Origin of the sequence: Streptomyces yangpuensis (assembly GCF_024666385.1) — a bacterium.
GTDB classification, from domain to species: Bacteria; Actinomycetota; Actinomycetes; order Streptomycetales; family Streptomycetaceae; genus Streptomyces; species Streptomyces yangpuensis.
The window spans coordinates 6,546,396-6,561,098 of the sequence record NZ_CP102514.1 but is presented as its reverse complement, the minus strand read 5'-3'; the positions used below and the strand labels follow the sequence as shown (position 1 = coordinate 6,561,098).

The window sequence follows — 14,703 nt, the reverse complement described above, 5'->3', positions numbered from 1 at the left end:
CATGAACAGCAGAATACTTCCGCTCCTCACGCTCGCCCTGTTGCTGCCGCTGGCCACCGCCTGCGGCACGTCGTCCGAGGCAAACGGCACGGCGGGCCCCGAGACGGTCACGGTGACCATCGGCTACCAGTCGAAAACCATCAACACCGTCACCGCCGGCACGCTGCTGCGCTCCCTCGGCTACTTCGAGGAGGAGCTCACAGCCCGCGGGAAGAGGGACGGCACCACCTACAAGGTCGAGTGGCAGGACTACGCGACCGGCGCTCCGATCACCGCACAGATGACAGCCGGGAAGATCGACATCGGTTCCATGGGCGATTTTCCGCTGCTGATCAACGCAGCCCGCGGCAAGGAGCTCAAGCAGCCGACCCGGCTGGTCGCCGTCACCGGCTACAACCTGCGCGGCGGCCTGAACACGGTGGTCACCGCCCCCGGGTCGCCGCTGAGGTCGCTGGCCGACCTGCGCGGCAAGAAGATCTCCACCAGTGTGGGTTCGGCCGCCGACGGCACCCTGGTCCGCGCCCTCCAACGAGCGGGAATCGACGCCGAGAAGGACATCAGGAAGCTCAACCAGCAGCCCAGCGTCGGGGCTTCGGCCCTGACCGCAGGCAGCGTCGACGCACTCTCCCAGTTCGTCGCCTGGCCCGGCCAGCTGGCCTTCGAGGGGCGCGCCACGGCTCTGTACGACGGAGCGGAACTGAACTTGCCGACTTTCCACGGAGTCACGGTCAGGCAGAAGTTCGCCGAGGAACGGGCCGGGGTCCTCAGCGATTTCCTCAAGGCGCAGCGGCGGGCCACGGACCACCTCCGCGAGCAGCCGGTTGCAGCCGCCGAGTCGGTCGCCAAGGAGACCGGCCTGCCGGCGGAAGTGGTCTACCTCTACAACGGGGCCAACGGCATCGCCACCTTCGACCCGGAGCTCCGACCGGAGCTGATCGCCGCGCTCAAGCAGGACGTACCGGTGCTCAAGGCGGCCGCGCTGGTGGGCGACGTCGACGTGGACGCCTTCGTCGACCCGGCACCGCTGAAGCGCGCCGTGCAGGCCCCGCCCTACCCGCCGGCGAGTGCGGTCAAGCCCGAACTGTGGCTGAAGGGCCAGACCACCACGCGTACGTTCGAGAATCCCAAGGAGCTGCTGAAGGCCGCCAAAGGTGCGCAGGTACGGGCGGCGTACGTGCCGGACGCGTTGACCGGCACCCTGTGGTTCGCCGACAAGGCGGTGTGGGTGGCGGACGGGGCCGAGCTGCGCGCCTTCGTCACACCGGCCAGTGCCCAGCGGTACGTCGACGGCCATGCAGGGGCACGGGTCATCCGTTACGAGGATGCCGTAGGGCTCGCGTCATGACGCCGGGGCGCCGGCTGCTGCGCGTCGCCTCGCTGGGCGCGGCGCTCGGGCTGTGGCAGCTGCTGACTGTGTGGGACGTCAATCTGTGGCTGCGGTTCGAGCAGTTCCCGACGGTGGGCGAGGTGGGTTCTGCGCTGGCCGACAGGCTCGGGACGGCCGCGTACTGGGAGGACCTGGGCCACAGCCTGCGCCGGATCATCGTGGGCTTCCTGCTGGCTGCGGTGCTGGGTGTGGCGGTGGGCACGGCGATCGCCCGGTCACGGTGGGCCTCAGACCTGCTGGGTCCGGTGGTGGAGGTGGTGCGGCCGGTGCCGGCCATCGCGCTGGTTCCGGTGGCGATCCTGCTCCTGCCGACGAACGAGCAGGGCATCGTGTTCATCACCTTCGCCGCCGCCTTCTTCCCGGTGGTGGTGTCTGCGCGGCACGCGGTCCGGGCGCTGAGCCCGGTGTGGGAGGAGGCCGTGCTGACCTTGGGGGGCGGCCGGCTGCGGGTGTTGTTCTCGGTGGTGCTGCCCGGCGCGCTGCCGGGCATCTTCGGCGGCCTGTCGGTGGGCATCGGTGTCTCGTGGATCTGTGTGATCTCCGCGGAGATGATCTCCGGCGAGTACGGGGTCGGCTACCGGACCTGGCAGGACTACACCATCGTGGATTTCCCGGGGGTCTTCGTCGGCATGGTCACCATCGGAGCCCTGGGGTGGCTCACCTCGACCGCGGTGGAGCTGGTGGGCCGTCGGGCCACCGCATGGCTGCCCCGCCCGGCCGGGCGGGCGGCCTCCAGGGCAACGCGTACGGCTGCGGTGCGCAGCGGCGGTCCTCCCTCCGCTCCCAGCGGCAGGGAGCTCGCCGTCACACACCCTGCGGCGCCCGCCGCCGATCCCCTTAAGGAGCCGGTTCCATGAGCACCGTGACCCTGCCGACCGCGCCCCCGGCCACCGGGGCCGTACTCACCCTCCAGGACGTAAGGCTCGGCCATGCCGACGGCGTGGCTCTGCCGGGCACCGTCACGCTGCGCGTCGCACCGGGCGAACTCCTGACCGTGGTCGGGCCCTCCGGCTGCGGGAAGTCCACCCTGCTGCGCACCCTCGCCGGTCTGCTGCCCCCCCTGGACGGGCAGGTAGCCCAGGACGACGAATCGATCGGCGGCCCCGCGGCCGACCGGGCACTGGTCTTCCAGGAGGACGCCTTGCTGCCCTGGCGCACGGTCCGCGCCAACGTGGAGCTGCCGCTGGCGATCCGCCGGATCCCCCGCGCCGAACGGCGGCGGTCCTCGGGCGACTGGCTGGACCGCGTGGGGCTGGCCGAGCACGCCCACAAACTGCCGCGGCAGCTGTCCGGCGGGCAGCGCCAGCGCGTCCAGCTCGCCCGTGCCCTGGCCGGCCGACCGCGGGCGGTCCTGATGGACGAGCCCTTCGGCGCGCTCGACGCGCACACCCGCGCCGGGATGCAGGACCTGCTGGTGGACATCCTGCGGGGGACGGGCGCGACCGTCGTCTTCGTCACCCACGACGTGGACGAGGCCCTGCACCTCGGAGACCGGGTCTTCCTCCCGGGCACCGGCGAGGTGCTGGACGTACCGCACCCGCGCGATCGCGACGCGCGCCACGACCCGGGCACCACCGAGCTGCGCCGCCGCATCCTCGAATCCCTCTAGAACCCATCCGAAAGGCATCCCCCGTGGACACCCTGGTGGACGCTCCCCTGACCATCCCCGCCCTCGCCGACGCGACCGAGCTGTCCTGCGACGTCCTCGTCATCGGCGGCGGAACCGCCGGCACCATGGCCGCGCTGACCGCAGCCGAGCGCGGTGCCCGGGTACTCCTGCTGGAGAAGGCACACGTACGGCACTCGGGCGCGCTGGCCATGGGCATGGACGGGGTCAACAACGCGGTCATCCCGGGCCGGGCCGAGCCCGACGACTACGTCGCCGAGATCACCCGCGCCAACGACGGCATCGTCGACCAGTCCACCGTCCGCCAGACCGCCACCCGCGGCTTCGCCATGGTCCAGCGCCTGGAGTCGTACGGGGTGAAGTTCGAGAAGGACGAGCACGGCGAGTACGCCGTCCGCCAGGTCCACCGGTCCGGCTCGTACGTGCTGCCCATGCCGGAGGGCAAGGACGTCAAGAAGGTCCTCTACCGGCAGCTGCGGCGCCGCGAGATGCGCGAGCGGATCCGCATCGAGAACCGGGTGATGCCGGTGCGGGTGCTCACCCACCCGGACGACGGCCGGGCGATCGGCGCGGCCGGGTTCAACACCCGCACCGGGGAGTTCGTCACCGTGCGGGCAGGCGCGGTGATCCTGGCCACCGGGCCCTGCGGCCGGCTCGGACTGCCCGCCTCCGGCTACCTGTACGGGACGTACGAGAACCCGACGAACGCCGGTGACGGCTACTCGATGGCCTACCACGCGGGGGCCGCGCTCACCGGGATCGAATGCTTCCAGGTCAACCCGCTGATCAAGGACTACAACGGGCCGGCCTGCGCCTACGTCGCCAACCCGTTCGGCGGCTACCAGGTGAACCGGCACGGCGAGCGGTTCGTGGAGTCGGACTACTGGTCCGGGCAGATGATGGCCGAGTTCGCCGCCGAACTGGCCTCGGACCGGGGCCCGGTGTACCTCAAGCTCAGCCACCTGCCCGAGGAGACGGTCGCCGCCGTCGAGTCGATCCTGCATACGACGGAACGGCCCACCCGCGGCACGTTCCACGAAGGCCGCGGCCACGACTACCGCACCCACGACATCGAGATGCACATCTCGGAGATCGGGCTGTGCGGAGGCCACTCCGCCTCGGGGGTGCGGGTGGACGCACACGCCCGCACCACCGTGCCCCGGCTCTACGCGGCCGGCGACCTGGCCTGCGTACCGCACAACTACATGATCGGCGCCTTCGTGTACGGGGACCTCGCCGGCGAGGACGCCGCACGGTACCGCACGTACGAGGGGGAACTGCCGCAGGAGCAGCTGGCCGCCGCGCACGAGCTCGTCTACCGGCCACTGCGCCATTCCGACGGGCCGCCGCAGCCCCAGGTGGAGTACAAGCTGCGGCGGTTCGTCAACGACTACGTGGCGCCGCCGAAAACGGGCGCGAAGCTGTCCCTGGCTGTGGAGGCGTTCACCCGGATGTCCGGCGAGATCGCCGGGATGGGGGCGCGCACCGCGCACGAGCTGATGCGGTGCGCCGAGGTGTCCTTCATCCGGGACTGCGCGGAGATGGCAGCCCGGGCCTCGCTGGCCCGCACCGAGTCCCGATGGGGCCTGTACCACGAGCGGCTGGACCACCCGGAGCGCGACGACGCCGACTGGCTGCACCACCTCGACCTGCGCAAATCACCCACCGGAGCCATGGAGTTCACCGCGCGGCCCGTCGAACCGTACGCGGTCCCGGTGCCCGGGTTCGTACCGGCACCGGGGCCGGAGCACCCGCTGGGCGAGGTCGCGCTGGTGCCGGTGGCCACTGCCGGTCCCCGGTACGCCGCGCCGGCCGCACGCCCTGCCGCAGCCGCGCCCGCACCGGCGGCGCTCGCGCCGCCTGGCACTCCGGACCTCTCAGCACCCGACCCCGCCCTGCTCCGCCTCCTCTCCCTCACCGAGGAGTCTCCCGACCTGGACGCGCTCCGCCCCTACCTGGCGGACGCCGATCCCGCGGTGCGGGCGGCGGCCGTGGCAGCCCTCGGCGAGACGACACCGGCCGGCACCGGGCCCGCGCTCGCCGCGTGCCTGCTGGACGCCGCACCCCGCGTACGCTCGGCCGCCGCGGCCGCCCTGCGCGAGCTGGTGGAAGTCCTGCCCGCCGAAGCAGAACTGGAGAACGGGCTTCGAGCGGCGCTGGGCGTCGGCGACGCGACCGTCCGGGCCGCCGCGCTCGACGTGCTGCGGACGCTTCGGCTGGGCGACGCCGGTGTGTACGTCGCCGCGCTCCGCGACACCGCGGTCGAAGTCCGGACCAGCGCCGTCCGGGGCCTGGTCTCCGTGGACGCGGTGCCGGAACTGGCCGCGGCGGCCGCCGACCCGGCCCGCGAGGTCCGGGTCGCAGCGGCCCGCGGCCTCGCGGCAGTGCACGCCCCGGCCCCGGAGCCACTCGACCCGCTGATCACCGACCCCGACCCACTGGTCCGGGCCGCCGCCCTGGGCGCACTGGCCACCACCGGATGCCCGCCCGAGTATGCCGCTCGGGCCGTGGCGGCACTCGCCGACCCCGCGTGGCAGGTCCGGGCAGGAGCCGCCACCGCCCTCCGCGCGGCCCCGTCCGCCGAGGCGGTCCCCGCCCTCGCCGGGACCGTGGACGACCCGAACGCGGATGTCCGCAAGGCCGCCGTCCTCTCCCTCCTCTCCCACCGCTCCGTACCCGAAGCCCGCACCGCCCTGGCCGCGGCCGCTGCCGACCCGGACGCCGACATCCGCGCCTACGCGTCGCGCACGGCCTCCTGACCACCACGGGGAGGAGCCGGGCCGCCGCGCCGTGCGGACCACCGCCCCACCGGTGTCCATCCAACCGGAGCTCCGTATTTCACAGGCCGTACATGGACCGGCCTCTCCCCCGCCCCTAGCCTCGGAGGCATGGCAGCAGGAAGCCTTCCCGCTGTTCGCCGCCACCTCGTCCGGGCAGGCCGGCGAGCACGCAGTGTCCGTTCATCCGGGCGCGACGGTAATTACGCGTGCACCGGCCCGCCGCGAGGTCACTCTTCAACCCGTTCACGGCAGTCGATCTGCCGTACCCGTACGAGCCGCGGAACCAGGAGAAGACAACCCATGAGCGACAGCACCAGACCGCGGGTGAGCCGCCGCGGCTTCCTCGCCGGTACGGCGGCCGCCGGTCCCGCCGCCGCCGCGACCCGCCCCAACATCCTGCTCACCGTCACCGACGACCAGCCCAAGCACCCTGAACTTCCTCGACAAGGCGGCGAACGACACCCGGCCCTGGTTCGCGTAGGCACACGAGGTGCCGTTCTACCTCTCCTGTCCGACCGGCGGCCTGGGCGCGGGAACTGTGGACAACCGCATCACCGCCAACATCGACATCGCGCCCACTGTCCTCGACGCGGCCGGATCGCCCCAGCCCACTCGGTGGACGGCAAGTCCCCGCTGTCCTCGTACAGCCGTGACCACCTTCTCGTCGAGTGGTGGGAGCAGGGCACGTACGCCGGCGGCCCGCCCACCTGGTCGTCGTACGTCGCCAAGAACAAGCAGTACACGGAGTACTACGACCTCGCGGATGACCCGTACCAGCTGACGTACAAGCTGTACCAGGCCACCCCGCAGGACGAGCAGAACCTGGGCATCCCCGCCCTGGCGGCTCGACTCTCCGAGGACCGCACCGCGTAGCACCACCCGGCCGGGTGCCCCGCGGCATCGCCCGCGAGGCACCCGTTCCCCCCCCACCCACACCGACGGAGCCGCCATGCGTTCCTGCTGCACCCCCGGACACGGTGACGCCACGACCGTCACGCTCTCCCTGGCACCACGGCCGGCTGCCTCCGCCGTCCAGCGGGCGGCCGCCCGAGGGTTGATCGACCTGCCCGGGGGGCGCTTCCTCATGGGCACGGACGACCCGGATGCCTTCCCCGCCGACGGCGAAGGACCGGTGCGCAAGGTCGCCGTCGACCCGTTCCGCATCGCCCCCACGACGGTGACCAACGCCCAGTTCGCCACCTTCGTCAAAGCCACCGGCCACGTCACCGAAGCCGAACGCTTCGGCTTCTCCTTCGTCTTCGGCGGCTTCCTCCCCGAGGACGTCGCCGCCGTGTCCCGGCCCGTGGCCGCAGTCCCCTGGTGGCGGGCAGTCCCCGGCGCGAGCTGGCGCCACCCCGAGGGGGCTGGCTCATCCGTCACGGGACGCCAGAACCACCCGGTCGTCCACATCTCGTGGAACGACGCCCAGGCGTACTGCGCCTGGTCCGGCACACGACTGCCCACCGAGGCCGAATGGGAATACGCGGCCCGCGGCGGGCTGGAGCAGCGGCGCTACCCGTGGGGCGACGAACTCGCGCCGGGCGGCCGGCACATGTGCAACATCTGGCGGGGCGACTTCCCCACCCTGAACACCGCGGAGGACGGCTACGAGTCCACGGCGTCGGCGAAGTCCTTCCGCCCCAACGGCTTCGGCCTCTACAACGTCGTCGGCAACGTATGGGAATGGTGCGCCGACTGGTTCGCACCGGACATCAGCCGCGTGATGCGCGGCGGCTCCTACCTCTGCCACGACTCGTACTGCAACCGCTACCGCGTCGCTGCCCGCAGCTCGAACACTCCGGACAGCTCCACCGGCAACATAGGCTTCCGCGTGGCCGCGGACAGCACCGAGCGCGGTCCCTAGGCAGACACGGGGCATCACCCGCCACACGGTCGCGCAGGTCCCGTACCGGACGGTTCCGGTGCGGGATCGGCCGTGACGGCGCAGCGGCTTCCCTGCCGTGCCGTACCGCTATGGGCTCCACCTCGCGCTGTCCTGTCCACGCCGTCTGCGGATCGCCATCACACACGGTCTGCTCGGCCTGGCGGACGCCGCCCCGATGACGCCGCTGCCCGTCGTACCTGACCCACCCGACGGCGGGTACCACAACCTTTCAACACACCGACTGGCCAGGGTCCAACTCTGTCGCTGCCCTCGTCGTCCCGTGCGTACTGCACGTGACAGAGGTCGTCACGACGCACCGACGAGCCCCCTGCGCCGGCAACATGCGCGACTGCCGGCAGCTGTGCGCCGGCTGCCCGGTGCGCCCGGATCTTCCGGCGCTCACCGAGCGGGCGGGCGATCCCGACGCCGGCTGCCCGGTGCGCCCGGATCTTCCGGCGCTCACCGAGCGGACGGCTGCCGGCGGGTCAGACGGCGGTGGGGTGCAGGGTGGTCTCCCCCGTCACCTCGATGCCGGTCCGCTCGCCGGGGGTGGCGGAGGTCGGGCCCGGGACGCGGACGCCGATCGCCCGGTCGATGCCGTCGACCGCGACGGTGACCATGGCGTCGTGCCCGTAGAAGCGTACGTCGGTCACCGTGCCACTGGCTTCGGCCGCATCGGGGTCGGTGAGCCGGAGCTGCTCAGGCCTGAGCAGCACCACACCCTCGCGGACCGGGTCGGGCGCCACCGCCAGCGGGATGCGCCCCAGGGCGGTGGCCGCCGCGCCGTGGTCGGCGGTACCGGGGAGCAGGACCGCGTCTCCGACGAACGCGGCGACCCAGGGGTCGGCGGGCCTGCGGTACACCTCGTGCGGTGTGCCGCACTGGGCGACACGGCCGCCGCGGACGACAGCGACGAGGTCGGCGGTCGAGAGGGCTTCCTGCTGGTCGTGGGTGACCAGCAGGGCGGTGGCGCCGGTGGCCCGCAGTGCCGCGCACACATCGGCTCGCACGCCGGTGCGCAGGGCGCTGTCGAGTGCGTTGAACGGCTCGTCGAGCAGGACGAGGGCCGGTTCCGGGGCCAGGGCCCGGGCCAGCGCGATGCGCTGCTGCTGGCCGCCGGAGAGCTCGTGCGGCATGCGGTCGCCGTAGCCGGCGAGGCCGACGAGTTCGAGCATCTCCTCGGTGCGCCGGCGGCGGGTGGGGCGGTCGAGGCCGGTGAGCCCGAAGGCGACGTTGCGGGCCACGCTCAGGTGCGGGAAGAGCGCGCCTTCCTGGGGGACGATGCCGATGCGGCGGCGCTCGGGCGGGAGGTGCAGGCCGGGACCGCTGAGCGTGCGCCCTCCGATGGTGACGGTGCCGGTGTCGGCGCGCAGGAATCCGGCGACGATCCTCAGCAGGGTGGTCTTGCCGCAGCCGGACGGTCCGAGGACGGCCGCCAGGGAGCCCGCGGGCACGGTGAGATCGAGGCCGTCGAGGACCGGCGCACCGGGGCCGTACGCCTTGACCAGGCCGGTGATCTGCAGGTCGGTCATGTGCGGTGCCTTCCGAGGAGGTAGGACGGGATGGCGGCCAGCAGGATCAGGGCGGCGGCGTAGGGCGCGGCGGCGGCGAAGGATCCGGTGCCGGTCTCGGTCCAGAGGCGGGTGGCCAGGGTGTCCATGCCGGTGGGGCGCAGCAGGAGGGTCGCGGGGAGTTCCTTCATGCAGACCACGAAGGTGAGGGCGGCTCCGGCGGCCACACCCGGGGCTGCCAGCGGCACGGTGACCTCGCGCAGCACTCTCAGCGGGCTCCGCCCGAGTGAGCGGGCGAGGTCCTCCAGGACCGGCGGGGACTGGAGCACGGCGGCGCGGGTGCCGGCGACGGCGACGGGCAGGAACAGCACCGCGTACGCGCAGACGAGCAGGGGGAGTTCCTGGTAGATCGGTTCGGCGTACCGGACGGCGAAGAAGACCAGGGACAGGGCGACGGTGATGCCGGGGAGGGCGTGGCCCGCGTAGGCCGACTGCTCCAGCAGGGTGGCGGTGCGGCCGCGGTGGCGGGCGGCGATCACTCCGACCGGCAGGGCGAGGAGGGTGGTGAGTGCGGCGCCCGCGGCGGCGACGGCGAGGGTGGTGCCGGCGGTGTCGAGGAGTGAGCCGGGATCCCAGGTAGCGGAGTTCCCCACGGCGAGCCAGTAGCCGAGGGTGGCCAGCGGGGTCAGGACGGAGATCGCGGTCACCGCGCCGCACCAGGCGAGGGCGGGGGTGCGCCACGGGCCGAGCGCCGCGGGGACGGCGGGGCGTGCGGTGCCGGTGCCCGTGCGGGCATGGCCCGCGCGGCCGCGGGTCCGTGCCTCGGCCGCGACCAGGGCGATCGTCATCACGACGAGGACGATGCTGAGGGCGGCGGCCGGGGTGCGGTCGAAGCTGGCCCGGTAGGAGGTGTAGATGCCGCGGGTGAAGGTGTCGTAGCGCATCAGCGAGACGGCTCCGAAGTCGGAGAGCACGTACAGCGCGACGAGCACGGCTCCGCCGGCGGCCGCGGGGCGCAACTGCGGCAGGGTGACGCGGAGGAAGGTGGTGAGCGGCCCGTGGCCGAGCGAGCGGGAGACCTCCTCCTGTGCCGGGTCGGTGCCGCGCAGGGCGGCGGTGACCGGGAGGTACACGTACGGGAAGCTCACCAGCGTCAGGGCGACGGCGGCTCCGGCGAACCCTTCGAGGCCGGGGAAGGCGGAGAGCCAGGCGAACGCGGCGACGTAGCTGGGCACGGCCAGCGGCAGCGTGACCAGCACCGACCAGGCCCGGGCGCCGGGCAGATCGGTCCGTACGGTGAGCCAGGCCAGCGAGACGCCCAGGAGCAGGCAGGCCAGGACGACCACGGCAGCCAGTGCGAGGCTGCGTCCGAGGAGCTGGGCCGTGCGTTCGTCGGCGACGACGTCCCAGGCGAAGGCGGGTCCGCGTTCGAGGGAGCGGACGGCGAGGTAGCCGAGGGGCAGGAGCGCGAACACGGCCGCGACGGCCGCGGGGAGCAGAAGGACGGCAGGCGGGCGGGCTCCGGCGCGCGACCGTCCGGCCGACGTGGTGACGTCGGCCGGACGGGTGGCCGGATCCGTCCGCGGGACGGGATCCGTGGGGGTCATGCCGGCTCAGACCATCCCGGCTTCCTGCAGCATCTTCAGGGTCTCCTGAAGTGATTCGAGCTTGCCGAGGTCGATCTTCGGTGCGTCGAGGGAGGCCAGCGGCGGCAGGCCGTCGACCGAACTGGTGACGCCGGCGGCCAGAGGGTATTCCTTGGTGTCGTCGGCGAAGTACTTCTGCGCCTTTTCGGAGAGCAGGAAATCGACGGCCTTCTGGGCCGCGGGGTTCTGGGCGCCCTTCTTGACGATGCCGACTCCGGCGGCGTTGACGAGTCCGCCCGGGTCGCCGCCCGACAGGAAGTGGATCTTCGACTTGACCTTGGACTCGCCCTTCTCGGCGACCTGTTCGTACCAGTAGTAGTGATTGACGAGGCCGAGCGAGACCTCGCCCTTTCCTACGCCTTCGAGCACCTTCAGGTTGTTGTCGTAGACCTTCGGATCATTCGCCTTGAGGCCCTTCAGCCAGGCGCGGGTGGCGTCGTCGCCTTCCAGGACGCGCATTCCGGTGACGAATGCCTGGAAGGAGGCGTTGGTCGGGACGTAACCGATCTTGCCCTTCCATTCCGGCTTGACCAGGTCGTGCACGCTGTCGGGCGCCTTGGAGACCTTCTCCGGGTTGTACGCGATGACGCGGACGCGCCCGGAGGTGCCCACCCAGTCGCCCGCGGCCCCACGGAAGGCCGGGTCGACCTTGTCGAGCGAGGGCTGGGGCAGTTTCTCCAGCAGGCCCTTGGTGGACAGGGCGCCGAGGGCTCCGGCGTCCTGGGAGAAGAACAGATGCGCCTTGGTCTTGTCGCCCTCTTCCTGGATCTGGGCGGCCAGCTCGGCGCTTTCGCCGTACCGGACGGCGACCGAGGTGCCGACGGCCTTCTCCAGGTCGTCCAGGAGCGGCTTGACCAGCTTCTCGTTGCGTCCCGAGTAGATGACGAGCCCCGCATCGTCCTCGTCGACACCACAGGCGGCGACCGTGGGAAGGAGGAGGGCCGCCGCGAAGAGCACGGTCAGGCGTTGGGCCAAGGGGCGTCGCATCGGGAGCCTTCCTGCGGGTGCAGCAGAGAAACGGAACGCACCATAAGTAAGGTAAAGCTAACCTAAAGGTCAAGGTGACGCACACAACAATTCGGCTCCGCCGGGGCATCGGCGGAGCCGACCCTACCTCGCACTTTCTTATGGATCTTCATTGGGCCTCCCGTGACTTTCCTGTGACTATCCGGCGAGGTAAGGCTTTCCTAAGATGCGCCCGTGAGCGTTATTCCCGATCTGCTTCCAGGCACCCGGACCGTCCCGTTCGCCCATGCCCTCGCGGCCCACGGCGATCGCATCGCGGTCATCACCGCCGACGGACCCGTGACCTACGGCGAGCTCGCCGCACGGGTGGACGCCACGGCCCGTCGCCTCGGCCGGGAACGCCGTCTGGTGCTCCTGTGCGGGGTCAACACCCCCGACGCACTCGTGGTCCACCTGGCGGCGCTGTCGGCGGGGCATCCCGTTCTGCTCGTGCCCGGCGACCACCCCGAGGCCGTACGGTCGCTGATCGACGCGTACGACCCCGACGTGGTGGCACACCAGGACGGCGGAGCGTGGGTGCTCGACGAGCGCCGCCAGGGCTCCGCGCACACCCTGCACCCCGACCTCGCGCTGCTGCTCAGCACCTCAGGCTCCACCGGGTCGCCCAAGCTCGTACGGCTGTCGCACGAGAACCTGCAGTCCAACGCCGAGTCGATCGCCCAGTACCTCGGCATCCGGCACACGGACCGGGCCGCCACCACCCTGCCCATGCACTACTGCTACGGCCTTTCCGTCATCCACAGCCACCTGCTGCGCGGCGCGGGACTGATCCTGACCGACCTGTCGGTCGCCGACGGCTGCTTCTGGGACCTGTTCCGTACCGCCCGCGGCACGGCTTTCGCGGGCGTCCCGTACACCTTCGACCTGCTGGACCGGGTCGGCTTCGCCTCGATGGAACTGCCGCACCTGCGGTACGTGACCCAGGCGGGCGGCCGGCTCGCCCCCGACCGGGTCGAGCGGTACGCCGCGCTGGGCCGCACCGCCGGCTGGGAGCTGTTCGTGATGTACGGGCAGACCGAGGCGACCGCGCGCATGGCCTATCTGCCCCCGGAGCTCGCCGAGACCCGCCCCGAGGCGACCGGCATCCCCATACCCGGCGGCTCCTTCAGGCTCCGGCCGCTGCCGGCCGAACCCGGCCAACCCGACCAACCAGACCAACCCGACGAGACCACCGGCGAGTTGATCTACAGCGGCCCCAACGTCATGCTCGGCTACGCCCATACGCCGGACGACCTCCGGCTGGGCCGGACCGTGCACGAGCTCCACACCGGCGACACCGCGCGCCGCACGCCGGACGGGCTGTACGAAATCACCGGCAGGCTGGGCCGGTTCACCAAGATCCTCGGCCTGCGCATCGACCCCCAGCAGATCGAGGCGAGGCTCGCACGGGAGGGCGTCACCGCCCTGTGTACCGGTGACGACGAGAAACTGTCCATTGCCGCCGTGGGCACCGACGACTCCCAGGCCGGTCGGCTGCGCAGGCTCGTCGCCGACGAATGCGGCCTGCCTGCGCGCGCGGTCCACGTCCACCTCGTGGCGGATCTTCCCCGCCTGCCCACGGGCAAGCCCGACTACCGGGCCGTACGCACGCTGAGCCGGCCCGTGGCCGCATCCCGGGCCGACCGGCCCCTCCCCCCGGGCAACAGCCGGGAGGACCTGTGCCGGCTGTACGCCGAGGTACTGGACACGGCCGACGTGACGGAGGACAGCTCCTTCGTCGGCCTGGGCGGCGACTCGCTCTCGTACGTCGAGATGTCGCTCCACCTCGAGAAGCGGCTCGGCCACCTGCCGGCCAACTGGCACACGACACCGATCAGGGATCTCCGGGCATCCGGGCAGCCCCCGCGCCCCTCCGGCTCACGCAGGCTGGAGACCAGCGTCGCGCTCCGCGCCCTGGCGATCTTCTGCATCGTGGGCTCGCACATCCACGTGTTCGGCATCAAGGGCGGGGCGCACATCCTGCTCGCCGTCGCCGGGTACAACTTCGCCCGCTTCCACCTCACCGACGCCGACCGGCGCGTACGCGTACGCCGCATGGGGAACAGCATCGCCCGCGTGGCGGTGCCGAGCATGATGTGGATCGGCTTCATCCTCCTTCTCAACGACGACTACACGCTCGCCAATCTCTTCCTGCTGGACAGCGCGATCGGGCCGGAAGACCTCAGGACCGGCATGCACTTCTGGTTCGTCGAAGCGCTCGTCCACATCCTGATCGCGGCGGTCGCGTTCCTCGGCCTCCCCCTCACGGACCGGATCGAGCGCCGCTTCCCCTACGCCCTGCCCATGGGCCTCGCCGCCCTCGGGCTCCTCACCCGCTACGACCTCGTCGGTCTTCCGAGCCGCACCGAAATGCCCGATGCCGTCACCGTGTTCTGGCTATTCGCGCTCGGCTGGGCCGCGGCGAAGGCGGGCACCGTGCGCGAGCGCCTGCTGGTCACGGCGGTGACCCTGGCCACGGTGCCGGGGTTCTTCCCCGGCGACCCCGGCAGAGAAGTGATCATCATGGCGGGCATCTCCCTGCTGGTGTGGGTGCCCACGCTGCCCAGCCGGGAGCGCCTCAACCGGCTGGCGGGCCTGCTGGCCACCAGCTCGCTCTACATCTACCTGACCCACTGGCAGATCTTCCCGCTCATCGACGGATTCTCCCGGCACCTGGCCTTCCTCGCCGCGCTCGTCTTCGGCATCGCGTACGCGGCCGGTGCGAACCGCCTGATGAGGGCGCTGCCCGCGCTTCCCGCGCTCCCGTCACCGGCTTCCTCGGTGTCCCGGTGGCCGTCGACGGGCTTGCGGAGGCTCCGGCGTTCGGGCAGCACGACCTTCTCGTGACCGTTGCCGCCGCCG

At 71.9% G+C, this 14,703-nt stretch carries 10 protein-coding genes; 7 read left to right on the top strand and 3 right to left on the bottom strand.

Annotated features, from left to right (window positions below):
• The first annotated feature begins 1 nt into the window (after position 1).
• The 6 genes from NRK68_RS29745 to NRK68_RS29720 all read left to right on the top strand — a co-directional run bounded on the left by NRK68_RS29745 (position 2) and on the right by NRK68_RS29720 (position 7,658).
• Positions 2 to 1,345: an ABC transporter substrate-binding protein gene (locus tag NRK68_RS29745; RefSeq protein ID WP_257857265.1), complete on the top strand. Its 1,344-nt coding sequence runs from the start codon at positions 2 to 4 to the stop codon at positions 1,343 to 1,345.
• Positions 1,342 to 2,244: an ABC transporter permease gene (locus tag NRK68_RS29740; RefSeq protein WP_257857264.1), complete on the top strand. Its 903-nt coding sequence runs from the start codon at positions 1,342 to 1,344 to the stop codon at positions 2,242 to 2,244. Before NRK68_RS29745 ends, NRK68_RS29740 begins: the two co-directional genes overlap by 4 nt.
• Entirely contained in the window at positions 2,241 to 2,996 is a 756-nt protein-coding gene (locus tag NRK68_RS29735; RefSeq protein WP_257857263.1) for an ABC transporter ATP-binding protein, read from the top strand. The genes NRK68_RS29740 and NRK68_RS29735 overlap by 4 nt, the downstream gene beginning before the upstream one ends.
• A 23-nt stretch (positions 2,997 to 3,019) precedes the next feature.
• On the top strand, positions 3,020 to 5,773 hold the full coding sequence (locus NRK68_RS29730; RefSeq protein ID WP_257857262.1) for a fumarate reductase/succinate dehydrogenase flavoprotein subunit: 2,754 nt from the start codon (positions 3,020 to 3,022) through the stop codon (positions 5,771 to 5,773).
• Positions 5,774 to 6,409: 636 nt separating this feature from the next.
• Positions 6,410 to 6,667: a hypothetical protein gene (locus NRK68_RS29725; protein ID WP_257857261.1), complete on the top strand. Its 258-nt coding sequence runs from the start codon at positions 6,410 to 6,412 to the stop codon at positions 6,665 to 6,667.
• Between the two features lie 76 nt (positions 6,668 to 6,743).
• Positions 6,744 to 7,658 (top strand): formylglycine-generating enzyme family protein, encoded by a 915-nt coding sequence (locus tag NRK68_RS29720; RefSeq protein ID WP_257857260.1) that lies wholly within the window; start codon positions 6,744 to 6,746, stop codon positions 7,656 to 7,658.
• Positions 7,659 to 8,164: 506 nt separating this feature from the next.
• On the opposite strand, the gene NRK68_RS29710 is transcribed toward NRK68_RS29720, so the two are convergent.
• From NRK68_RS29710 to NRK68_RS29700, 3 genes are read right to left on the bottom strand one after another with little or no spacing between them, the layout of a single operon-like run.
• Entirely contained in the window at positions 8,165 to 9,211 is a 1,047-nt protein-coding gene (locus NRK68_RS29710) for an ABC transporter ATP-binding protein (protein WP_183064103.1), read from the bottom strand.
• Positions 9,208 to 10,797, bottom strand: coding sequence for an ABC transporter permease (locus NRK68_RS29705; protein ID WP_183064101.1), 1,590 nt, complete (start codon positions 10,795 to 10,797; stop codon positions 9,208 to 9,210). The genes NRK68_RS29710 and NRK68_RS29705 overlap by 4 nt, the downstream gene beginning before the upstream one ends.
• A gap of 6 nt (positions 10,798 to 10,803) precedes the next feature.
• Positions 10,804 to 11,823, bottom strand: a complete 1,020-nt coding sequence (locus NRK68_RS29700) for an iron ABC transporter substrate-binding protein (protein ID WP_183064100.1) — start codon at positions 11,821 to 11,823, stop codon at positions 10,804 to 10,806.
• A 213-nt stretch (positions 11,824 to 12,036) separates the two neighbouring features.
• On the opposite strand from NRK68_RS29700, the gene NRK68_RS29695 reads away from it, so the two are divergent.
• Positions 12,037 to 14,688 carry an AMP-binding protein gene (locus NRK68_RS29695; RefSeq protein ID WP_257857259.1) on the top strand — a complete coding sequence of 884 codons (2,652 nt, stop codon included), beginning with the start codon at positions 12,037 to 12,039 and terminating at the stop codon, positions 14,686 to 14,688.
• Positions 14,689 to 14,703: the final 15 nt, after the last annotated feature.